17 protein-coding genes are annotated in these 21,654 nt (G+C 57.9%); 10 read left to right on the top strand and 7 right to left on the bottom strand.

Features of this window, described 5'->3' with window-relative positions; all coding sequences use genetic code 11:
• The first annotated feature begins 16 nt into the window (after positions 1-16).
• From AAE514_RS15170 to AAE514_RS15140, 7 genes are all read left to right on the top strand, one after another.
• Complete coding sequence (locus AAE514_RS15170) at positions 17-229, top strand: DUF2933 domain-containing protein (RefSeq protein WP_430623906.1); 213 nt, start codon at positions 17-19, stop codon at positions 227-229.
• Positions 222-1,742, top strand: coding sequence for a thymidine phosphorylase family protein (locus tag AAE514_RS15165; protein WP_347332400.1), 1,521 nt, complete (start codon positions 222-224; stop codon positions 1,740-1,742). The genes AAE514_RS15170 and AAE514_RS15165 overlap by 8 nt, the downstream gene beginning before the upstream one ends.
• A gap of 5 nt (positions 1,743-1,747) precedes the next feature.
• Positions 1,748-2,659 (top strand): ribose-phosphate diphosphokinase, encoded by a 912-nt coding sequence (locus AAE514_RS15160; protein ID WP_347332399.1) that lies wholly within the window; start codon positions 1,748-1,750, stop codon positions 2,657-2,659.
• A 46-nt stretch (positions 2,660-2,705) separates the two neighbouring features.
• A complete protein-coding gene (locus tag AAE514_RS15155; RefSeq protein WP_347332398.1) occupies positions 2,706-4,061 on the top strand; it encodes an MBL fold metallo-hydrolase in 1,356 nt (451 codons plus the stop codon).
• Positions 4,062-4,289: 228 nt separating this feature from the next.
• Positions 4,290-5,132, top strand: coding sequence for an MlaA family lipoprotein (locus AAE514_RS15150; RefSeq protein WP_347332397.1), 843 nt, complete (start codon positions 4,290-4,292; stop codon positions 5,130-5,132).
• Positions 5,116-7,524, top strand: coding sequence for an efflux RND transporter permease subunit (locus tag AAE514_RS15145; RefSeq protein ID WP_347332396.1), 2,409 nt, complete (start codon positions 5,116-5,118; stop codon positions 7,522-7,524). The genes AAE514_RS15150 and AAE514_RS15145 overlap by 17 nt, the downstream gene beginning before the upstream one ends.
• Before the next feature lie 351 nt (positions 7,525-7,875).
• Complete coding sequence (locus AAE514_RS15140; RefSeq protein ID WP_347332395.1) at positions 7,876-8,325, top strand: c-type cytochrome; 450 nt, start codon at positions 7,876-7,878, stop codon at positions 8,323-8,325.
• 142 nt (positions 8,326-8,467) lie between these two features.
• On the opposite strand, the gene AAE514_RS15135 is transcribed toward AAE514_RS15140, so the two are convergent.
• From AAE514_RS15135 to AAE514_RS15125, 3 genes are all read right to left on the bottom strand, one after another.
• On the bottom strand, positions 8,468-9,133 hold the full coding sequence (locus AAE514_RS15135) for a methyltransferase family protein (RefSeq protein WP_347332394.1): 666 nt from the start codon (positions 9,131-9,133) through the stop codon (positions 8,468-8,470).
• A gap of 120 nt (positions 9,134-9,253) precedes the next feature.
• Complete coding sequence (locus tag AAE514_RS15130; protein WP_347332393.1) at positions 9,254-11,797, bottom strand: sensor domain-containing protein; 2,544 nt, start codon at positions 11,795-11,797, stop codon at positions 9,254-9,256.
• Between the two features lie 57 nt (positions 11,798-11,854).
• Entirely contained in the window at positions 11,855-12,817 is a 963-nt protein-coding gene (locus AAE514_RS15125) for a LysR family transcriptional regulator (protein WP_347332392.1), read from the bottom strand.
• Positions 12,818-12,931: 114 nt separating this feature from the next.
• Here AAE514_RS15125 and AAE514_RS15120 point away from each other — a divergent pair, with 114 nt between their 5' ends.
• Both AAE514_RS15120 and AAE514_RS15115 read left to right on the top strand, forming a co-directional pair.
• A complete protein-coding gene (locus tag AAE514_RS15120; RefSeq protein ID WP_347332391.1) occupies positions 12,932-13,888 on the top strand; it encodes a sodium-dependent bicarbonate transport family permease in 957 nt (318 codons plus the stop codon).
• Positions 13,889-13,969: 81 nt separating this feature from the next.
• Positions 13,970-14,371, top strand: a complete 402-nt coding sequence (locus AAE514_RS15115) for an SMI1/KNR4 family protein (RefSeq protein ID WP_347332390.1) — start codon at positions 13,970-13,972, stop codon at positions 14,369-14,371.
• A gap of 93 nt (positions 14,372-14,464) precedes the next feature.
• Here the strand turns inward: AAE514_RS15115 and AAE514_RS15110 are convergent, their stop codons facing one another.
• Positions 14,465-16,195: a sodium:solute symporter family protein gene (locus AAE514_RS15110; protein WP_347332389.1), complete on the bottom strand. Its 1,731-nt coding sequence runs from the start codon at positions 16,193-16,195 to the stop codon at positions 14,465-14,467.
• A 3-nt stretch (positions 16,196-16,198) separates the two neighbouring features.
• Complete coding sequence (locus tag AAE514_RS15105) at positions 16,199-16,471, bottom strand: DUF4212 domain-containing protein (protein ID WP_347332388.1); 273 nt, start codon at positions 16,469-16,471, stop codon at positions 16,199-16,201.
• Positions 16,472-16,933: 462 nt separating this feature from the next.
• Between AAE514_RS15105 and AAE514_RS15100 the strand changes: the two genes are divergently transcribed.
• A complete protein-coding gene (locus tag AAE514_RS15100; protein ID WP_347332387.1) occupies positions 16,934-18,094 on the top strand; it encodes a pectate lyase in 1,161 nt (386 codons plus the stop codon).
• Positions 18,095-18,188: 94 nt separating this feature from the next.
• Here the strand turns inward: AAE514_RS15100 and AAE514_RS15095 are convergent, their stop codons facing one another.
• Positions 18,189-20,345: a WD40/YVTN/BNR-like repeat-containing protein gene (locus AAE514_RS15095; RefSeq protein ID WP_347332386.1), complete on the bottom strand. Its 2,157-nt coding sequence runs from the start codon at positions 20,343-20,345 to the stop codon at positions 18,189-18,191.
• Positions 20,346-20,495: 150 nt separating this feature from the next.
• Positions 20,496-21,608 carry a DUF5924 family protein gene (locus AAE514_RS15090; RefSeq protein ID WP_347332385.1) on the bottom strand — a complete coding sequence of 371 codons (1,113 nt, stop codon included), beginning with the start codon at positions 21,606-21,608 and terminating at the stop codon, positions 20,496-20,498.
• Positions 21,609-21,654 lie beyond the last annotated feature (46 nt).

Here is a 21,654-nt window from a genome sequence, read left to right as displayed (position 1 = left end):
CATTCGAGGTGGCAACATGTCCAAAGTAAAAGCGTTTTGTATGAGCGGGCGGGGCTTGGTGACGTTGGCGCTAGCGGCCGCCGTGGCCTACTACTTATTGGTCGAGCATCGCGACCATATCGTCTATTTTTTGCCCTATGCAATTTTTCTTCTCTGCCCGCTAATGCATTTGTTTATGCACGGCAAGCACCAGCACGGTGGGGACTCCAAGGGAGATTCTGGTGAGTAGCGCCCCGGTGGCACCACTGAAGGCGACCGAGATGGGAATAGATACCCATGAAGAGTCCGTGGTGTATATGCGCCGTGACTGTGATGTCTGTCTTTCCGAAGGCTTTACCGCCAGCGCCCGGCTGAAGGTGCGCGCCGGGGAGCGAAGCATTATCGCGACGTTGAACATCGTTACGGGGCAGGCATTGGCCCCCGGAGAGATCGGCTTTTCGGTGAGCGCCTGGCGCTACCTGGAGCTGAGTGCGGGGCAGGCGGTGAATGTCGGCCATGCGCCAGTGGTGCCGTCACTGAGCTCAATGCGCAAGAAGGTCTACGGCCATGAACTCAGCGCAGGGGAGTTGAGGGCAGTGGTTGAGGACATCAGCCGGCGGCGTTACTCAGACATTGAAATTGCCTGTTTCCTGACCGCTTGCGCCGGTGACCGTTTAAGCGGAGCCGAAGTGGTCGAGCTCACTCGGGCCATGGTCCAGGTGGGCAATCAGCTACAGTGGCCGGATGCCCCCTTGGTGTTTGACAAGCATTGCGTCGGTGGCTTGCCGGGCAACCGGACCACGCCGATTGTCATCGCCATTGCCAGCGCGGCGGGCTTGCTGATGCCCAAAACTTCCTCCCGTGCCATTACTTCCCCGGCCGGCACCGCCGACGTGATGGGAGTGCTCACGGAAGTGGAGCTGGATCTGGCGCAGTTGCAGAAAACGGTGCATGAAACCGGCGCTTGTTTGGCCTGGGGCGGGCGGGTCAAGTTGAGCCCCACGGATGATTTGTTGATTCGGGTGGAGCGGGCTTTGGATCTGGACGGTGAGGGGCAGCTGGTGGCTTCGGTGCTGTCCAAGAAAATTGCCGCCGGCTCCACTCACATACTGATCGACATTCCCGTGGGGCCTACCGCCAAGGTGAGAAATCGCGCGCAAGCGGAGCACCTGTCCCATCGGTTTTATACCGTGGCGGCGGCTTTGAACCTTCACCTGCGCTGCGTGATAACCGATGGCTCGCAAACCGTGGGCAATGGCATAGGCCCGGCCGAGGAGGCGCGGGATGTGCTGGCGGTGTTGAAGAATAGCCCCACCGCCCCCGTGGACTTGACGGAGCGCTCGGTCTATCTCGCGGCCAACCTGTTGGCGATGGCCTCGGGCGAGGGATTGGAGCAGGCCCTCGAACAGGCCCGGGACATTCTGACTTCCGGCCGCGCCTGGCGCCAGTTTCAGCGTATTTGTCAATCGCAGGGGGGCCTTAAGGCCATCCCTTCCGCCGCCCATCGAACCGAGCTGTGGGCCACCAAGGCGGGCGTGCTGAAGGTCGTGGACAACCGACGCCTGGCGCGCTTGGCTAAGCTTGCCGGAGCGCCGGAGTCTCCGGCCTCGGGATTAAGGCTGCATGTGAAAACCGGGGCCGTGATAACCCGGGGCCAGCCCTTGGCCACACTGTACGCCGGTACTCCCGGCGAGCTGGATTACGCTCTGGCGTTTTATGAAGAAAACCCGGATATGTTTGTGATGGAGGGGGCGGCGGAATGAGGCCAATGCTGTTTGCACTGGATACCGAATTGCCATTGTTCGCCGGCCTATGCGAGGCCTTGGGGGCCGAAGCCGGCTCCATTGAGCAGCGCCAATTTCCCGATGGCGAAAGCTATTTACGCGTGGCCTCCCCGGTTGAAGGACGCGATTGCGTGATACTGGCCAACCTGGTCGATCCGGACTCCAAATTTTTGCCCTTGGCTTTTCTGGCGGGCACTCTGCGAGAACTGGGAGCCCGCTCGGTGGGCTTGGTGGCGCCCTACTTGTGTTACATGCGCCAGGACACCCGCTTTCATCCGGGCGAGGCGGTCACTTCACGATTGTTTGCCTCCCTGTTGTCGGAGCAGGTGGACTGGTTGGTGACGGTGGACCCGCACTTACACCGCTACCATACCCTTGATGAAATTTACTCCATTCCTTCCACGGTGGTTCAGGGGGCGCCGGCGTTGGCTCAGTGGTTTAAAACCCATGAGGAGCCCGTCGTGTTGGTGGGCCCGGACAGTGAGAGCGAACAGTGGGTATCGGTCATCGCTGAGCGTATTGGCCAGCCGTTTGTGGTGGGCCGCAAGGAACGACGGGGCGACCGGGATGTGGTGGTCACACTGCCCAATATGGCCGCCTACCGTGGGCGTACGGCCGTGATTGTTGACGATGTCATCAGCAGTGGGCATACCGTATTGAAAGCGTTGGCCTCGTTGCAGGCGAGCGGTATGGCGCACGTTGATTGTGCGGCGGTGCACGGAATTTTTGCCGACGGCGTTGAGCAGGCGTTGAGTCACCAGGGGCTTCGCCGCCTGATCACGGCCAACTCGGTTCCCCATATCTCCAACGTGGTGGACTTGAGCCCCTGGCTCGTGGGTCCTATTCAGTATCACCTTGGGCAACATCCCCTAAAAGTACCGGGCAAACAACACTGAAAATGGCATTTTTATCGCTTTCCCGCAGGCCGGGTGAGGAGTCGCAATGAACATTGTTTTTCTGGGAGGAACCGAGACCGTTACCGGTTCAAAATTTCTGCTTGAAAGCGGCACGACCAAAGTGTTGATCGATTGTGGTTTGTTTCAAGGGTACAAGTGGCTGCGCAAACGCAACTGGGAGGCGTTGCCGATTGATATTGACGCTCTGGATGCCGTGGTGCTCACCCACTCCCACCTGGACCACTCGGGCTACATTCCCAGGCTGTATCAGCAGGGCTACCGTGGCCCGGTATACACCCACGCGGCCACACGGGACTTGTGCGGCATACTGCTGCCCGACAGCGGCCATATTCAGGAGGAAGATGCCCGTTTTCTGGGGCGGCACAAACTGAGCAAGCATGAAAACCCCGAGCCCCTATACGATCGGCAAACAGCGGAGGAGTGCCTGACGCTGTTCGAGCAAGTTAATTTCGGGGAAGTATTTACCGTCGGGGATATCCGCATACGGTTCCAACCCGCCGGCCACATTCTTGGGGCGGCCAGCATTATCGTGGAGGCGGAGGGCAAGCGCATTGGGTTTTCCGGTGATGTGGGGCGGTTTGAGGATATTCTCATGTACCCGCCCGCGCCGCTGCCGGCGCTGGACCTCCTGCTGCTTGAGTCCACCTATGGCGACCGGCGTCATGCCGAGACCGATACCTGGGAAGAGTTGGCCCGCATTGTCAACGAAACGGTTAACAATGGTGGCGTGCTGATGGTGCCCAGCTTTGCCGTGGGTCGGGCCCAGGCCTTGCAGCATATGCTGGCGAAACTGATGGACGAGGGCCGTATTCCCACACTGCCGATATTTCTCGACAGCCCGATGGCCATTGATGTATCGGGCATTTATCACCAGTATGCTGACCAGCATCGCTTGAGCGATGCGGACTGCGCGCGCATGATGAAGGCGGTGACCTATACTCACAGTGTGGAGCAATCCAAAGCCCTGGCCGAGCTCAACTATCCGCATATTATTATTGCCGGTAGTGGCATGATTAGCGGTGGGCGCATTCTTCATCATATGAAGCGGCTGCTTCCCGGCCACCGCAATACGTTACTGCTCACAGGCCATCAGGCTGGCGGCACGCGCGGGGCTCGTCTGCTGGCGGGGGATAAGTCGATAAAAATTCACGGTGAGTACTACCCGTGCAAGGCGCGCTTGGCTAAGTTGGACGGCTTATCGGGGCACGGCGACTACTTGGATTTGGAGCGTTGGCTGAAGTCCTCCGAGCTTAAGCCCGGCACCTCTATACAGCTTGTGCATGGCGAACCGGAGGCCGCGGACCGCCTGCGGCTCTATTTGCAGGACAATGCCGGGTTTACAGTGGATGTGGCGCAGTACCGCTCCATTCTAAGAGTGTAGGGGTTAGGACCGCGGGGCGGGCCGCCCGTGAGTGGATGCCGGGCGGCGGCTCCGTGCCTTGGCGGTGTATTTGCAATTCAGCTGCGATGGAACTATTCAGAGGGTAGAGTGAACAAAGGAGGGGGTTGGCGATCTGGCCGAACGGCTTGAGTCGCCTCGAAGTACCCACCCCCCGGCTTCGGTCACGGAGCCAGTGCGACACAGCCATTTCGCTGCGGGAGACAGTGCATGAGTGCCATTCAAAGGACGCGAAGCATGGAAGAGGGCCCCAACAGCCACCCACCGCGCCAATACCTTGGGCGGGCGCTACTGGTGGCCAGTTTGCTGCTGAGTGTTTGTGTGGGTTGCGCCAACTCCGACCAGCGGCCCGAGGCGAAAAGCGAATCCGGCGCAGGGCAGGCCGACGAGACCGAGCCGAGCAACGGATCGGATGACGACATTGAGCCCACGGTGGTGGAATACACCGACTACAACGACCCTCTGATCGGCGTCAATCGCGCCGTCTTCGCCTTTAATGATGTGACCTATCGGTACTTGCTCATTCCCGTGAGCAATGGCTATGTGGCGGTCGTCCCCTCGCCTGCGAGGCGGTCCATCGACAACTTCTTCTACAACCTAAAAACTCCGATTTACCTTGTCGGTAACCTGCTCCAGCTCGACTTCGGCGCGGCCGGCGATAACATTGTGCGTTTTGGCATGAACACTACTACCGGTGTGCTGGGGCTTTTCGATACGGCGGATGCCTGGCTGGGCATCGAGCGTGCCGAAGCTCACCTGGAGGACGCCTTGATTTCTTACGGCGCGGGGTATGGTATGTATATCGTTATACCCTTCCTGGGGGGCTCGGATCTGCGCAGCGCGCCCTCGGAGCTCATGGATGTGGCGCTGAACCCGGTCTTTCATCTAACAGAAAACCCGGAACGTTTTATGATCCAGAGCTTCGACTATTTGCAGAATAGTGCGTCTGGGGCGGATCGCTACAACACGCTGCGCGAGAAGAGCGAGGACCCTTACATCTACTTCCGCAACCTGTACCTACAAGGGGTCCAGCGCGATGCCGACTACCAATAATCGTGTCGCCGAGTTTCTGACCCGCTACCCCAAAACCGTCCTGGTTTTCTTTCTCATCGTGACCGCGGCGCTGGCCTGGCAGGCCACCCGGTTTGAAATTGATGCCTCGGCCGATACGCTCCTGACTCGGGACAACGAGCTCTATGTGAAGTCCCGGGTCGCTTCCGAGCGGTTCTCCCCCCAGGAGTTTCTGCTGGTGGCCTACAAGCCCACGGCTCACCCGGTGCTTTCGGACGCCACTTTTGAGGATCTGCGCGCCCTGAGTAATGAGCTCCGGCAACTGGAGCGGGTGGAGTCGGTCCGCTCGATCCTGAATGTGCCGTTGCTAACTTTGGCCGGCGGTAACTTGACTCAAGTAGAAGCCTCCCAGTGGACTATTGAACAGCAGAACTTTGACAAGGAGGCGTTGAAACAAGTCTTCTCGGGGCACCCCATCTATGAAGACCTGGTCATCAACCAAGACCAGACCGCCACGGCAATACAGGTGCTATTCCGCCCCAACCAAGCACTGGAAAAAATCAGCCGCCAGATTATCGCTCTGGAGGAGAAGGGACTTAACGGGACTTTGACGGAGGCCGAAGAGCAGAAACTTGAGTCGCTGGAGAGGCAGGCGGCGCCTATCGAGAAGAAGCTCGACGAGCGAAGAATCCAAGAGATTGAAGCCATCCGTGGCATGATCAAGAAGTATGAGGACAACGCCGACCTCTATCTTGGCGGTGTGCATGTACTCGGCTACCAGCTGATCAACATCATCACCAACGATCTGGTGGTCTTTGGGGGCGCTATTGCCGCCATTATCTGCGCCGTGTTGTTCATCTTGTTCAGACGCTGGCGCTGGGTTCTGATTCCGGTGCTGTGCTGCGCGGCCAGCGTTGTTTGCACCGTGGGGTTGCTGGGGCTTCTCGGGCTCAAGGCCACGGTGATTTCCGCGAACTTTATCGCACTGCAGCTGATTCTCACCCTGGCCATTGTGATGCACCTGATCGTGCAGTACCGCGAGTACAGCGGGGCCCATCAGGACTGGAGCCACAAGGAGCTGATTCAGGCAACATTCGCCCGAAAGGTGCGCCCCTGCCTTTATGCCGGTATTACCACTTCCATTGGCTTTGCCTCCCTGATTGTGACTGACATCCAGCCGGTAATCGCTTTCGGCTGGATGATGATTATCGCCATGGGGTTATCGATTGCGGTGAGCCTGGTATTGTTTCCGGCCCTGTTGGCCCTGTTTGGTAAGGAAGCGCCCGCGGGGGAGTCCCGACTCTCCACTGCCGTGCTTCGGGGGTTTAACCATATTAGTCTTCACCGGGGCCGAAGCACGGTGATTGCCTGCATGCTTCTGGGGGCTCTGGCGATTGCGGGGCTGTTCGGGCTGAGTGTGGAGAATAGCTTTATTAATTACTTTCGCGATTCCACCAAGGTGCATCAAGAGCTGCAATTTATTGACCGCGAACTGGGCGGCTCTACGCCCATGGACCTCGTCTACAGCATCTCCGAGGAGGAGCAGGCCAAAGAAGAGGATTTGGTTATTACCGCCGACACCGTCCAACAGCTCCAGCGCATTCAGAAAGCGTTGAATGAGCACGAGGCGGTGGGAAAGACGTTGTCCATTGTAAATTTCACCGAGCTGGGGCGACAGATCAACGATGACAAACCGTTAACGGAGTACGAACTGACAGCCGTCTATTGGACGGTGGATAAAGCGTTGCGCAAAGAGTTAATTGGTTCCTATTTCAATGTCGACACGCAACAGGCCCGAATCAGTATTCGCATACAGGATACCACCGAAGGGTTAGACCGGGACCAACTGCTGGCCGACATTCGCGCGGAGCTTCAGGAGCTGGGCGTACCGGAAGAACGCTATGAACTGACCAACTTGTTCGTGTTATATCAGGACGTTCTACAAAAGCTGTTTAAGTCCCAAGTATTGTCGTTGGCAATAGTTTACGTGCTGTTAACGCTGGCTTTTTTGCTTCTGTTCCGCTCCTTGCGCATGGCGCTGATCGGTATCGCCCCGAATATTTTGTCAACCGTTACCGTGCTCGGAGTTATGGGTTGGGTCGGCATTCCTCTGGATCTGATGACGATTACCATTGCCTCCATTGCCATGGGCATAGCGGTGGATGACACCATTCACTATATGCATCGCTATCGCGAAGAGATCGAAGAGGGCGGCCCGGAAGCGGCGGTCAAGCGGACCAACTTCTCCGTTGGCTACGCGGTGCTGTTTACCTCTACGATTATTATCGTCGGATTTTCGCTGCTGGTGTTCTCGGATTTCTTGCCTAGCGTCTATTTCGGGGTGCTCTCCAGCCTAGCCATGTTAATGGCACTGGTGTCTGACCTGACCTTATTGCCGGTGCTGTTGCGCCGCTTCGTCCGAAAGCCTTCGTAGCAGGCAGATTAACGGTTTGCCTCCCCAGTATTAGAGTTTGAAGTGGGTCGTTATTTTTGGCTTTTTGGATCAGTGGTTTTGAGGAGCCTTCCAGCCATAAGTGGACCCACAGTTCCGTGGGTAGTGGTTCCCCGCACTTTGATGACTTCCAGCCCAATTGTTCGTGCCATCAGGGCCCAGAGGAGCAGGTTGTTTGATTAAATATTGATCTGGCTCAAGAAGGACCATAATAGTTCGCTAAAAGTGATGGTTTTGGTGGCGAAAGCACCTGATGCGGGCTACCTTGAATAAAGTCTCGAATCGAGTTGTATGGATTCAGTCTTTATTCGATGTCGCTCCTAGGTGATCGCCATGAAATACTTACTACTCTTTACTCTCGGTTTTCTTCTTGCGGCGTGCAGCAAGGGGCCCGACTCTCCCCGGGGATTCAGTTTGCCGGAAGGGGATGTTGAACGGGGTGAACAGGTCTTTCTCCAATATGACTGTCTCTCATGCCATCGTCTTCAGGGCTACGATGCCGTCGTCAAGGACCGTGAGCTGGAAAAACCCATTGTACTCGGTGGCACCGTCACCAAAGTCAAAACTTACGCAGAACTTTTGACCTCCGTTATCAATCCCTCCCACCGGCTGGCGAGCGGCTATGAAAGGGACCAAGTGACCGGGGATGACGGGGAGTCGCTGATGCGCAACTACAATGACGTTATGACTGTCTCTGAGCTGATTGATCTAGTGGCGTTTCTGGAGGCTCACTACGACTTGGATCCTTACGCGCAAAGCCACTACCAAATGTACTATCCCTAGTGGCTATTGAGTAATGCGCCAGCCCATTAGGGACGCGAGGCGGCTGAAATAATAAAACCCGCGTGCCGGCCCACCGATACCTCAAAGGCAGAGGTGCTGAGGGGGTGTTTGGCCATGGGAGCGGTAGTAGTTTTAAGGTACGTCACCACCACCTAGGCACCTCTTTCTGATAGTTAAGGTACTCACTGCCGAAGAGGGTCTCAAGGGCCTTTTCCTCGCGAAGGGCCTGCCGCACGATAACGAACACTCCCGCGACGAAACAGATTAAGGTAAAAATGCTGGGGAGAGCCAAAAACAGCCCGAGCTGGCCCAGCATAATGCCCAGAAACAACGGATTGCGTGAGCGCGCAAACGGGCCTTGAGTCAGTAGCGTTTGGCGTTTGTCGGGATCAATGCCCGAGCGCCAGTCCTGGTGCATGTAGGCGTGAACGTAGCTCATGATGCTGTAGGAGGTGAGCAGGGCCACGATGCCGGCAATCAGGACGGGGGGCTGGTACAGGGGCGCGATAATGCCCAGCCAGGTATCCAGTTCGGGCCAAACCATTCGAGTGAGGCAAACCACCAGAATGACGGCGCGAAAAGCGTTGAATATGTGCCGGTGCCACCAGGTGGCCGAGCCGCGCGGCCCATACTGGATGTGACTGACCCCGGTACGGCGCCACAGGCCCACGCTGGTGCTGGCGTAATATAGCGCAATGAGCAGAAAATAAAAGCCGAGGAAGTGACGTGACAAAAGATCGATATCGGGCATGGGGCAGTCTGTGGCGACGGGTTTAATCGGGCGAATACGGAAGGTTCGATAGCGCAATGGTTAAGCCTTTCCGTTCGGTAGAGCCGGAATGGTAGCGGATAGCCGGGGGCGTTTACCAGCGCCTTTGCAGTTAGTGAGTGCTCGCTCTAACAGTGTTGGTCGCCCCTCATGCCTCCTTTACCAATCCGATTTACCTTTTAGCAGCTCTTCAAACCCTTCAGCGACCAGCGGCCGGCTAAAGTAGAACCCTTGGGACTGGTCGCATTCGTGCTCCCTCAGGAAGGACTCCTGTTCAACGGTTTCCACCCCTTCGGCAATGACCGTCAGGCTTAGCGTCTTTCCCATGGCGATAATGGCCTGGGTGATCGCCTTGTCTTCAAAGTTGGCGGGGATGTCGCGAATGAAGGAGCCGTCGACCTTCAATGTGTCGATGGGGAAGCGCTTGATTTGGGCGAGGGAGGAGTAGCCTACCCCGAAGTCGTCAATGGCAAGGCGCACCCCAAGCGCTTTGATGCCTCGAAGAATGTCAATGGCCCTGTCGGTGTTCTGCATGACCATACTTTCGGTGATTTCCAGCTCCAGGTTTTCCGGTCTCAAGCCTGAATCATCCAACGCTTGCTGAATATCCGAGATTAGGTGCTCATCGTAAAATTGGCGAGGTGATAAGTTCACGGAGATGCATACGGGTAGCAGCCCCTGCTTCTGCCATTGGGCGCTTTGCTCACAGGCGGTTCTCAATACCCAGCGGCCAATCAGTACAATTAGGCCTGTCTCCTCGGCCAAGGGGATAAAGTCGCCGGGAGAGACCACACCCAGGACCGGGTGTTGCCAGCGAACCAGAGCTTCCACGCCCGCCACGGCACCGGTTTTCAGGTCCCGCTTGGCTTGGTAGTGCAAAAAGAGTTCATTCTGATCCACGGCGCGGCGTAGGTGGTTTTCCATATCCAGCCGCTCCAGGGAGCGGGCCTGGAGGCTGGGAGAGTAGAATTGGTAGGTATTTTTACCTTCCTCCTTGGCCCGGTACATGGCGATGTCGGCGTTCTTCATCAGGTTTTGGCCATCCTCGGCATCGGTCGGGTACATACAAATCCCAATACTCGCGGTGACCCGGCACTCCTGCCCTAGAATGGAAACCGGCTCCACGGCGGTGGCGATCAGCTTCTGGGCGATCAGGCGAGCGTCCTGTTCGGAATGAATATCTTGAAGCAGGATCACAAATTCGTCGCCCCCGAGGCGGGCCACCACATCGCTGGCCCGCAAGCCATGGGTAAAACGCCGGGCGATGCTTTGCAGCAGCTGATCCCCGGCATCGTGTCCCAAGGTGTCATTGATGTTTTTAAACCGGTCCAGGTCGATAAACAGCACTGCCATTGTCCGCTGGTGGCGCTCGGCCGACTTGACGGCCACCTCCAGAAGCTCGTGGAACATGAAGCGATTGGGAAGCTCTGTCAGACTGTCGTGAGTGGCCAGAAAGTGGACCCGCTCCTCGGATTGGCGGCGGGCGGTGATGTCCTGCCCCACCCCGCGGTAGCCGATGAAGGTTCCATCGTCCTCAAATACGGGGAGACCGCTGAGACTGAGAAACCGCGGGGTTTGCCCCGGGGATGTACAGCGCATCTCAAGCTCCCGAAAGGGCTCCCGTTCGCGTTGCGCGGCATCCAGCTCCGCCCAGGAGCCGTTGAGCGGTTCACAATGGGGCAAATCGGCGATGCCGCGACCGACAATCTCTGAGTCCTCGAACCCGGACTTACCGTTGGGGTCGGTCAATTCGGTGAACTCGCCTCGCTCGTTCTGTTCCCAATACCAGTCCGACGAGAGTTCGGTCAGGCTGCGAAACCGGGACTCGCTTTGCCGAAGTGCCAACTCGGCTTCCCGACGGCGGCTGATATCCCGACCGATACCCACCAGCCCGATAATCTCGTCGTTTTGGTTGCGCAAGGGCACTTTGGTGGTGAGGAGCCAGCGGGTTCGTCCGGTCGCGGGGTCCACCGTGGGCTCCTCCTGCTCCAGCATGGGGTCTCCGCTGCGCAGAACTTGTTGCTCATCGTCATAATACTGCTGGGCCAGAGAGGTGGGGAAATAGTCAAAGTCGTCCTTTCCTACTATTTCTTCAGGGTTCGTGCCCATGCCGTCCGTCGTGGCGTGGTTGGCCAGCAGGAATCGGCTGTCCCGATCTTTCGCGTAAATGTTGTCGGGAAGCGTGTCAATCAACGTGCGCATTAACTGGCGCTCTTTTTCCAGCGTGGCGGCCAACTGCTCCAGCTCGCTGGTGCGGCGGGCTACGCGTTCCTCAAGCTCTCGGTTCAGTTCCTGCGTTCTGGCAGCACTGTCACGGCTTGCGGAGATGTCCCGGGTGATCCCCAGAATTCCGATCACTTCCCCTTGCTCGTCCTTTAGGGGCACCTTGGTCGTGGAAAACCAGCGGGGTCGCTCCTCGCCGCTGTGGATTATTTGCTCTTCCCGGTCGACCACTGGCTCCCCGGAGTGAATGACGCTCTGGTCGTCCCGGTAGTACCCTGAGGCCAGGGATTCTGGGTGGTAATCAAAGTCGTTCTTGCCCAGCATTTCGTCCGTTGAGGCGCAGCCAAAAAGGTTCGCGAGTGCCGCGTTCACGAAGACAAAACGGCTATTCCGGTCTTTGGCGTAGATCAGGTCCAGAGAGTGCGCCGCGAGGGTGCGCAGTAACAAGTGTTCCATGGATGCGTCTTCAATAGTGGACATGGGCAACCCCGTCTGGCACGTAAATTATCTTTATAGCTCATTATAGAGGGCTTTTGATCAAAATGTCTCCAGGCCCGTAAAGGCCTTCAGTCGCTCGTGGTCCAGGTTGAGCCAGCGGGCGTCCACACAGCGTGCCAGCGACTGGTCGATAAACCGCACCAGCGAGCGGGCCGCCTGGGACAGACGCCGGTCTCTGGATGCCACCAGGTACCAGTTGCTCTCCAGCGGGAACCCCTTTACCGAGAGACGAGCGAACCGATCATCCGTCGGTGGGAGGGTGTGCGTTGATAGCACGGCCAGCCCCAGCCCGGCGCCCACGGAAAGTCGAATCGCCTCATTACTCTCCATCGGCAGACTGTTATGAATCTCAAGTCCTTTAGCGCTCAACCAGGTTTCGAAGGCCATACGAGTGGCGGAGCCCGGCTCGCGGATGAGAAACCGCTCATTGGTCAATGTTTCAAACTCCAAGGTTTTATGCCCTTTGCTCCAATGATCACTCGGGGCCACCAGCTCTAGAGGGTTGTGCAGTATCGACGCCGCCCGCACAGCCGGCCCACTCGGGGGGTGGCTGAATATATAGAGGTCATCCTCCTGGGCGCTGAACCGTTCCAGAATCCGGCCCCGGTTGCCAATGGTGAGCTTCACGTCCACCGCCGGAAAACTCCGGTAGAAGCCCCCCAGTATTTGTGGCACCACATAAGTGGCCGTGCTTACCACGCCCAGCCTAACCTGCCCCCAGCGGCCCTCCCGGGCCTCGGCCAGGGTTTGACCGAAGTCCTCAAAGCGCCCGAGCACATCGCAGGCGGCGCGGTACAGCTCGGCGCCGACATCCGTCATTTCCCAGCGGTTGTCTTTCGGGCTCAGTAGCGGTTCCCCCACCGTTTCGGTCAGTTTCTTGATCTGCAACGACACGGTGGGTTGTGTCAGGTGCAGCTGCCGGGCGGCGGCGGAAATACTGCCCGTTCGAATCACCGTTATATAAACTTCTAGCAGACGAAAGCTCAGGTGGCGAATATTCATAGATAATTATCTATAGGTTGATTGCATAGATTTTATTATTAATAATAATGCTCAGCAGGCAAAATCGCCAACGTTTCGCTCCCTTTACGAACAGAAGCCGAACGGAGACCGTCTGTGCCTGATATTGTCATTGCTTTTTTTGCCCTTGGTTTGCTGGCAGGTCTGCTCAAGTCTGACCTGAAAGTCCCCAACGCCGTCTATGAAACCCTGTCCATTCTGCTGATGCTCACGCTGGGCCTGAAGGGTGGGCTGGCGCTCCACGGCCGGGCCGACCTCGCGGTGCTGCCGGATTTGCTCCTGATAGGATCTCTCGGCGTGCTGATTCCGCTGGCGCTATACCCGGTATTGAAGCGCTGGGTGCGCTTGGGTTCGGCCGATGCGGTGAGCATTGCCGCCCACTATGGGTCGGTTAGCGCGGGCACCTTTGCGGTGGCCCTGGCGTTGGCGGAGCGCGCCGGAATGCCGCTGGCGCCGGAGACGACGCTTTACCTGGTACTTTTGGAGCTGCCCGCGCTGGTGGTGATGCTTTGGTGGTATCAGCGGCAGAAGAAGCGGGCTCACAGTGACGCTCCTCTGGCTCAACATTCCGCGCTGCATGTATGGCATGAAGCCCTCACCAGCCGCAGTGTGTTGCTGCTGGTCGGTGGTGTGGCGATTGGCTGGCTGTATGGGCCTGAGGGGCTCGCGCCGATCACCCCGACGTTGCTCGGTGGCTTTAAGACCTTCCTGGCGCTGTTTCTGCTCGAAATGGGTATTTGTACGGCCCGGGCCTGTTTCCCCCTGCCAATTCAACATTGGCGCCTGTTGATATTCGCCGCACTGGCCCCATTTGTGCTGGCCAGTGTTGGCCTAGCAGTGGGGCTCGGCCTCGGGTTGCCGGCCGGTAGCGTCCTGATTCTGGCGGCGCTCACGGCCAGTGCCTCCTATATCGCCGCTCCGGCGGCCATTCGGGCGTCGGTTCCCGAGGCCAACATCGGCCTGGCAATGCTGGCCTCCCTGGGGGTGACTTTCCCGGTGAACGTCCTGATCGGGCTGCCGTTGTACCAGCGCTGGGTGGAGGCGCTGGTTTAATTGCCATACGGCCGGCGGATCTTGTCATGCGCCAGGTTGGGCGCTAGCATTGGCGGTCCTTTCGCAACGCAAGAGCCCACAATGGAAGAGACCCTGAAACAACTTAGGGCCGCGCACCAACCGGTGCCGGTGCCCCTGGAGCTGCCCACCCACGAAGACCTGGTGGACGTGGAAGAGGAAGTGCTGCTGCCCATACCGCGAGAAATGCGGCGCTTTTTGCTCTTGGCCAGCGATGTAGTCACCGGGTCCCTGGAGCCGGTGACCGCCGCTGACCCTCACGCGCACAACTACCTGCCCGAAGTCGCTGCGGTGGCCTGGGCCATGGGGCTGCCCCGGTATCTGCTGCCGCTGTGTGAAATTAACGGCAATTATTATTGCGTGGAGCCCGAGGGGGAGGTGCTGTTCTGGCGCGATGGCGACCTGACCGATGAGAGTTGGGACGACGTCTGGCAATGGACCCGGGAGGTATGGCTGGAGAGTTAACACCACGCCGAACCACGCAACGTCAAATCACATAGAATAAAAAAGGGGCCGCTCATTCGGCCCCTTTTTGGTTCGGTTTAACCTCGCGGGAGGTTAATGAACTTGGTCTTTAAACCCGCCCGGCCCGCTGGAGCCTTGGGGGAAACGGATGTTCTCCACCATATCCTGCACATGGGGCGGTGCATCCGGGGTGAACTGGCGTACGGTCAAGGCTACGCACAGGTTCAGTAGCATGCCCACAAAGCCTATGCCTTCCGGGGAGATCCCCAGCAGCCAGTACTCTCGGGTATTTGGCAATAGTGGCTCGAAGAAGACACCCTTGAACACCAGAATATAACCGGCGGTGAATACCAGCCCGCTCAACATGCCAGCCACGGCCCCCCACTGGTTCATGGGTTTGAAGAAAATCCCCATAATAATGGCCGGGAAGAAACTGGCCGCCGCCAGTCCGAAGGCAAACGCCACCACCTCCGCCACAAAGCCGGGAGGGTTGATCCCCAAGTAGCCCGCCAAACCAATGGCCGCGGCCGCGGCCAGGCGAGCGGCGAGCAACTCCTGTTTTTCTGTGATTCGAGGCATTAAATTGCGTTTTAGGAGGTCGTGGGAGATCGATGTGGAAATCACCAACAACAGCCCGGCGGCGGTGGACAGCGCGGCCGCCAAGCCACCGGCGGCCACCAGTGCCACCACCCAATTGGGTAGCCCCGCAATTTCCGGGTTGGCAAGCACCATGATGTCCGGGTCGATGGTCATTTCGTTGCGACTGTCATTGCTGTAAAACAGCCGGCCATCACCGTTCTCATCCTGCCACTCGATCAGGCCAGTGGTCTCCCAGGTTTCCACCCACTCGGGCATTTCCTCCCGTGGTACACCCTGAAGCTCCGGGCCGTTAATCGTCTCGAACATATTGAGGCGTGCAAAGGCGCCCACGGCGGGTGCAGTGGTGTAGAGAATGGCGATAAACAGCAGTGCCCAGCCGGCGCTTTTCCGGGCGTCCCGGACCTTGGGGACCGTGAAAAAGCGCACGATGACGTGGGGCAGGCCAGCTGTGCCCACCATCAACGCCGCGGTAATGCAGAACACATCGATGGTGGACTTTTTGCCCTCCGTGAAGGGAGTAAAGCCAAGCTCCCGCGTCAGACCGTCGAGCCGATCCAACAAGTAGACCCCGGAACCATCAGCCAGAGTGTCGCCAAACCCCAGTTGTGGAATCGGGTTGCCGGTGATCAACAGGCTGATAAAAATCGCCGGGACGGTATAGGCAAAAATCATGACGCAATATTGAGCCACCTGGGTGTAAGTGATGCCTTTCATGCCGCCGAGAACAGCGTAGAAAAACACCACGCCCATGCCGATCAGGACGCCGGTGGTTACTTCCACTTCCAAAAAGCGGGAGAACACCACCCCGACCCCACGCATTTGCCCGGCGACGTAGGTAAAGCACACAAAAATGGCGCAAATTACGGCCACCGTGCGGGCCATTTGGGAGTAGTAGCGGTCGCCGATAAAGTCGGGCACGGTATATTTGCCGAACTTTCGAAGGTAAGGGGCCAGGCACAGGGCGAGCAGCACGTAGCCGCCGGTCCAGCCCATTAGATAGACGCTGCCATCATAACCGAGAAAGGCGAGCAGGCCCGCCATGGAAATAAAGGAGGCGGCGGACATCCAGTCGGCGGCGGTGGCCATGCCGTTGGCAATGGGGTGAACACCGCCGCCGGCGACATAGAAATCCCCGGTGCTGCCGGCTCGGGACCAAATGGCAATACCGATATAGAGGGCGAAGGTACTCCCTACCGCCAGGTAGATTAACGTTTGCTGATCCATGGCCTACTCCTCGTCTTCCCGGACCCCGAAACGGCGGTCGAGCTGGTTCATCTTATAGACGTATACGAAAATCAAAATCAGAAAGGTGTAGATCGAGCCCTGCTGGGCGAACCAGAAACCGAGCTTGAAGCCGCCGAGGCGGAACTGGTTCAACCAATCCACAAACAGAATGCCGGCGCCATAAGAGACAATGAACCAGATGCTTAAGAGGACAACGAGCAGTTTAATATTGGCACGCCAGTATTGCTTGGCGGCCTCCTTCGATTCAAAAGCCATAGTGTAACTCCCACCTTTATGATTATCAGTGATAACAAGTGAAGAGGAAAATTAGGGGCCTGTCAATTCGCTGAGACCATTTTTATTGCTCAGGAGCCTGGTTTCTATGCGTAAAGTGAGCCAGCGTATCTAGACGGTTGTTTGATTAATGTAGCCCCATAATTTTGTGAGCCAAGGGGAGGTTGTGTCTGCTGGCACTCAATGACGGATTTTACAACTGTGATTGGAGCGTCCCTATGGGTAAGGGAAGTGAAGGCAGTGTGGGCAAATTCCATTAAGTAATAAGAGCAAAAATATTTTTATTTATGTGACTATATTACTTACAAATGGCTCTGAGTGTGTTTAGCATTGGCCCTGAGCACCTTGATGGAAACCATCGCGGAGCTGTTTGAAGACCCGTGCGGTCAGGCAGGTTCAAAGCAATCTCCGTGGAATAATTGATAAATAGAAGGAGAGAAGTGAATGTTTAAAAACTCGATCGTTAAATCAACTGTAGCGCTTGTGCTGGGCCTTATGGCCTCCACCTCCTGGGCCCAAATCGCCGAAGGACGCTACGTCATTACTAACGTTCTCAGTGGCAAACCCATGGAAGTCGAAGGCGCTAGTCAAGACGATGGCGCCAACATTATCCAGTGGGACTATTTGGGCGGGCAAAACCAGCAATGGGATGTGACCAACCTTGGTAATGGCTACTATTCAATCCGCGCCGCGCATACCGGCAAATCCGTTGACGTGTTCGAGTGGAACGCCGATGACGGTGCCGAAGCTCGGCAGTGGACCTGGCTCAACGCGGACAACCAGCACTGGGCCATCGACTCTGTAGGCAATGGCCAGTACGCCATTACTTCCCGCTTCGCCGGCACGGCGCTGGAGGTATTCGACTTCAGCACCGACAATGGTGGTGACATTCGCCTTTGGACCTATTGGGGTGGCGATAGCCAGCGCTGGACCTTTACGCCCGCCGACCAAGCTGGCGGCGGTAATAATAACGGCGGTGGCGGAGGGGGTGGTATCACCGGCTCTTCCTGTGAATCCACGGGCAGCACTTCGGTGTCCTCCACCATCTACGTGACCAGTGGTAGTTATGATGGTGGCTGTCGAACCTTTAATCCGACTTCGGCGCTGGGTGATGGCAGTCAGGATGAGGGGCAGGACCCTGCATTCCGCGTCGAAAACGGTGCAACCTTGCGCAACGTCATTATTGGCAATAACGGTGTCGATGGCATTCACGTCTATAACGGCGGCACGCTGGATAACATCCATTGGACCAATGTCGGTGAAGATGCGATGACCATCAAGTCGCCCGGTAGCGTGACTCTACGTAATGCGGAGGGCTACAACGGTGAAGATAAGTTTATTCAAGTCAACGCCGAGTCTGACCTTCATGTGGAGAACTGCATCGTCGACAGCATGGGCAAGTTCCTGCGCCAGAATGGTGGGAGCACTTTCCGCACGGACATCACCGTCGACCGTTGCCGGATTTCCAACATGAGTGAAGGCATCTTCCGTTCTGATAGTCCCAATTCCACCGCGTACATCAGTAACAGCGAAGTGCGCAATGCGGGGGATACCTGCATTGGAGACTGGGCGAGCTGCGGGTCCTCCGGGCTCACCAGCTTCTAAAAACCCACCGTCGGGTGCTCAAGCGGTTCGCTCAACCGTAATCAACCGAAGTAGATGTAGTAAGGGGCAGCGGCTTTGCGGTCGCTGCCCTTTATTATTTGGTTCGGTGCAAATGTACAATGCGCTCGCCGAAAACAAACAGGTCACCCGTGCTCGGATGACTCAGTCCATTGCGAAAATGCGCCCGCGTATGAGTCGGTAGCCGCTCCCAGCTAAGACCATTGTCAGTTGAACGCAGAAGCGTACCGGAGCGCCCGACGATCAACGGATAACCTGTTCCCCGCTCAATCAGGCCCGCCCGTAGCTCAGCGCTAACACCACTGTCAGCCGCTTGCCAATGGAGGCCGCCGTCGAGAGAGCGGATGATCGCGCCCTCTTCACCGAATGCGATTAACGCGCCACTCTTAGGAAGCTCCATCATACGTCGTAAGGTGGCGCCGCTAGGCTCGGCGATCTGTTGCCAGGTCCGGCCGACGTCTTCTGTGCGTACGAGCACCCCGTCTTCGCCAAATGCGAACAGCGCCTCGTGGGTGTGGCTGGCGAAGCTGCCATAAAGATCCTTGCCGGCTACCGCCTCCGGGGTGATCGGCTCCCAGCTTTGACCTCCATCCTGGCTCAAGGCCATCAGCCCGCTCTGCCCAACGGCCACGGCGGTCGAGCCTAAAAGGGTGCCGTGCCAGAAGTTACGTGTCTCCTCGATGGCCGTGCGCGTCCAGGTGCGACCGGCATCGGGGGAGAAATAGGGCCCCCCAAAGGCTTCCACGGCGATTGCCGTCTCGCCCCCCGAAGCGGCGGCCTTCACGTCGGTGAACGCCTCGCCCTCACTGAAGAGTGTGTGGTGCACTACCGTCCAGCTCTGGCCGTCGTCCTCGGAGCGCAAGATCAAACCTGTGGGGCCGGCGGCGAGCAGGACGCCTTCGCCCAGCGAGGCGAGCGCCCGGTAAGTGGGGGGCGTGCGGGGGTCGGGGTAAGTGATATCCACATAATCCCAGCGTTTCCCGGCATCGGCAGAGCGCAGCATTCGTCCCAGCCCGCCAGCAATAATCACGGTCCCGGAGGAGGTTACCACCCCCTCGCGCCAATAAAAGTCGAAGCTCTCCCGCACCACTTGCCATGAGCCGGCCGCATCATTGCTTACGGCCCGAAAGCCGCGAGGCCCCAAGGCCACGTAGGTTTCTCTCTGAGGATGGTAAAGCACTTTCACGAAGGAGTGGCGCAGCTTGGGGGGGCGGTCCTGCCAACTTTTGCCGCCATCGGCGGATTGCACAATGGCGCCGTGATGACCGAAGGCCAGGAGGTGACGAGTCTGTGGGTCAAAGATAACATCCCCAAGAAAGCGGCGGGTGCCTTGGTAAGGTGCCTCGATCAGTTGCCAGCTAACGCCCGCATCCTCGCTGTGAAAAATATGGCCGTTGTGGGTGGTCAGGACGATGGACTGGTGAACGGGGTCATAGGCCGCATCATTGAAGTAGACAGATTTCTCCGCCTGGACCAGCGTCCAGCTTTCGCCCCCATTCCGAGAGAGCAACAAGCGTCCCCAGGCACTGGTGCCCAGCACCAAACCTTCGCCCGGCACCAATCCTTCAAACGCATGAAAGCCCGTGATGGGCGTTTCCGTCTTCGCGCGCTTAATGTTCCAGGCTGCCGCATTCTCAGAAGTGCCGAGCAGGCCGTTTTCGCCGCCTACCAGAATGCGTCCCTCCTCTTTTAACCACGCCAGAGTGAGCAGGTCGTCCTCGGTATCGATACCGCTTATCTGCCAGCTTTCGCCGCCATCGCTGGAGCTGAGAAAGTGGCCATCGGCCGCCACCGCCAGCCAAAGACCGTTCTCGGGAACCGGGAGGCCGGCCTGCGCCTCAATGTAGAGGACATCGTTAATGCTCAGCTTGAAGTGATCGGGTGTTTTTGGTTGCCAGCGCTCACCGTCATCGTGGGAGACCAGTAAGGTGCCCGCTTCACCCACCGCGACCCAGGTGCCGGCTCCGTCAAAACCCACCTTTAAAATCTCTGCTCGGGCAGGGGTATCGAGCGGGCGCCAGTGCTCGCCATCGGGCGAACGCATCACAATGCCATCGCTGCCCCAGGCGACGTAATCGCCGGAATGGGGCGCGACGGCGCCGCCGGTCAGGTCCGGGTCCAGTACCTGAGCGCGGTACTGGACCGGTTCGGTCGGCATCTTGTGGCATTGAGCGGAGACCAGAACAATCCCCGTGAGAGCGGTCAGGACGATGGCAAATTTATGATATGGCATGTGAGAGAGCGGTTGTTGTCGTTATTGGGGTAGTGGCTCCATTGAAACACTTTCCACCGAGCACGGCCATGTCGGATTTCGCAGACTTTGGTGTTGTATTCGGCACAAGGAAAGCGGTTGAGGCGGCGCGAAAAAAGTGACGGATGAATTCTATGGATTAGAGTTTTCATCCACCACCTCAAAGCGCAGCACCCCGATCATTTGCTTGGCTTCGGTGACCACTTGAACCTGCCAGTCGCCCACGGCGTTATGAGGAAAATGCTCTTTGTGCGTCCAGGCCCGGTACCCCTCCTGGCGTCCGCCTTGAATGTTCAGCGCAATGGTGTCCACGACCTCCCCGTTACGGCGCCAGACGTGGTAAATCCGCTCCTTCAGTCCCCGGGGTGCGCGAATGGCGGTGTATGCGAACAGGCCGTGGCGGTGTAACGTTTCTTCCGTCAGCCGCTCTATGGATTGGCCCGGTTGTTTCTCGTCATAGTCTACGTGGAAGCTGATGGAGACATGCGTCAGCCAGAGCGTGGCGGGGGGCACCCAGAGTCGGGCCTGCCAGCCACTAAAGCCCAGCACCAGGACTACGCCCACCAACGCCAGCCCCCGCCACCATCGCCGCGGCGGCAGCGCTTTGATAACGCTGGGAATGGCAAAAACCACAGCGACGCCCAATGCCAGTGGATAACTTTGGGCGGTACTCAGGTGCAGAATAATGGGCAGCGCGGTTAACAACACGGCGAACAGCGCCAGTGAATGGAAGCCCAGGTACACCCAACGTCTGCGGGCGAGGTGGTTGTAGTAGATGGGGTCGATCACTGAGACCAGGGCGGCGAGGCAGAGCAAGGCCATAAAAACCACCTGGCCGCTGTTCCAGGTGAGCGTAAAAAAGAAAAACGGGAGTACAAAAAACAGGCTTTCCTGATGCACCATCTGGGTAATGAAGTGCAGGGCGGGGCGAGGAACGCGCAGTTTTAGCAGGCGCAGGGCGTGCCGGCGAAGCGTGTTCTCGAAAATCAGCCAGAGCCAACTGGCTAGCATCAGCAAGGCCACCACTTGAGCCAGGGCCGGCTTGCGCTCCACCAGAAAAAAGCTGGCAATGCCGGAGACAAAGCCCGCCAAAGCCAGGACCTTGGGATGGCGCTTAATTTGGTCGACGCTCCAGGTTACAAGGCGCCCGGCGTACTGTTTCAGCCCGGCCGGGCGTGAAGCACGGCTCGACCCCACAGGTTTGCAGGTCGGCCCTGACCGTTCCATTTCGGACTTCTGACTCATGAACTTACCAGACCCAACTCACCCACAGGCTTAATTCGAGTTGGCG

The sequence above is a fragment of the Marinimicrobium locisalis genome, from assembly GCF_039822625.1.
GTDB lineage: Bacteria > Pseudomonadota > Gammaproteobacteria > Pseudomonadales > Cellvibrionaceae > Marinimicrobium > Marinimicrobium locisalis.
Note: the sequence above shows the minus strand (reverse complement) of the source record. Positions and strands in the feature narration are given on the sequence as shown.

What these genes read in the sequence shown, in the direction of transcription:
- AAE514_RS15170 (WP_430623906.1), top strand. Translation starts at nt 17, where the DNA reads ATGTCCAAAGTAAAAGCGTTTTGTATGAGCGGGCGGGGCTTGGTGACG.
- AAE514_RS15160 (WP_347332399.1), top strand. Translation starts at nt 1,748, where the DNA reads ATGCTGTTTGCACTGGATACCGAATTGCCATTGTTCGCCGGCCTATGC.
- AAE514_RS15155 (WP_347332398.1), top strand. Translation starts at nt 2,706, where the DNA reads ATGAACATTGTTTTTCTGGGAGGAACCGAGACCGTTACCGGTTCAAAA.
- AAE514_RS15150 (WP_347332397.1), top strand. Translation starts at nt 4,290, where the DNA reads ATGAGTGCCATTCAAAGGACGCGAAGCATGGAAGAGGGCCCCAACAGC.
- AAE514_RS15145 (WP_347332396.1), top strand. Translation starts at nt 5,116, where the DNA reads ATGCCGACTACCAATAATCGTGTCGCCGAGTTTCTGACCCGCTACCCC.
- AAE514_RS15140 (WP_347332395.1), top strand. Translation starts at nt 7,876, where the DNA reads ATGAAATACTTACTACTCTTTACTCTCGGTTTTCTTCTTGCGGCGTGC.
- AAE514_RS15130 (WP_347332393.1), bottom strand. Translation starts at nt 11,797, where the DNA reads ATGTCCACTATTGAAGACGCATCCATGGAACACTTGTTACTGCGCACC.
- AAE514_RS15125 (WP_347332392.1), bottom strand. Translation starts at nt 12,817, where the DNA reads ATGAATATTCGCCACCTGAGCTTTCGTCTGCTAGAAGTTTATATAACG.
- AAE514_RS15115 (WP_347332390.1), top strand. Translation starts at nt 13,970, where the DNA reads ATGGAAGAGACCCTGAAACAACTTAGGGCCGCGCACCAACCGGTGCCG.
- AAE514_RS15110 (WP_347332389.1), bottom strand. Translation starts at nt 16,195, where the DNA reads ATGGATCAGCAAACGTTAATCTACCTGGCGGTAGGGAGTACCTTCGCC.
- AAE514_RS15105 (WP_347332388.1), bottom strand. Translation starts at nt 16,471, where the DNA reads ATGGCTTTTGAATCGAAGGAGGCCGCCAAGCAATACTGGCGTGCCAAT.
- AAE514_RS15100 (WP_347332387.1), top strand. Translation starts at nt 16,934, where the DNA reads ATGTTTAAAAACTCGATCGTTAAATCAACTGTAGCGCTTGTGCTGGGC.
- AAE514_RS15095 (WP_347332386.1), bottom strand. Translation starts at nt 20,345, where the DNA reads ATGCCATATCATAAATTTGCCATCGTCCTGACCGCTCTCACGGGGATT.
- AAE514_RS15090 (WP_347332385.1), bottom strand. Translation starts at nt 21,608, where the DNA reads ATGAGTCAGAAGTCCGAAATGGAACGGTCAGGGCCGACCTGCAAACCT.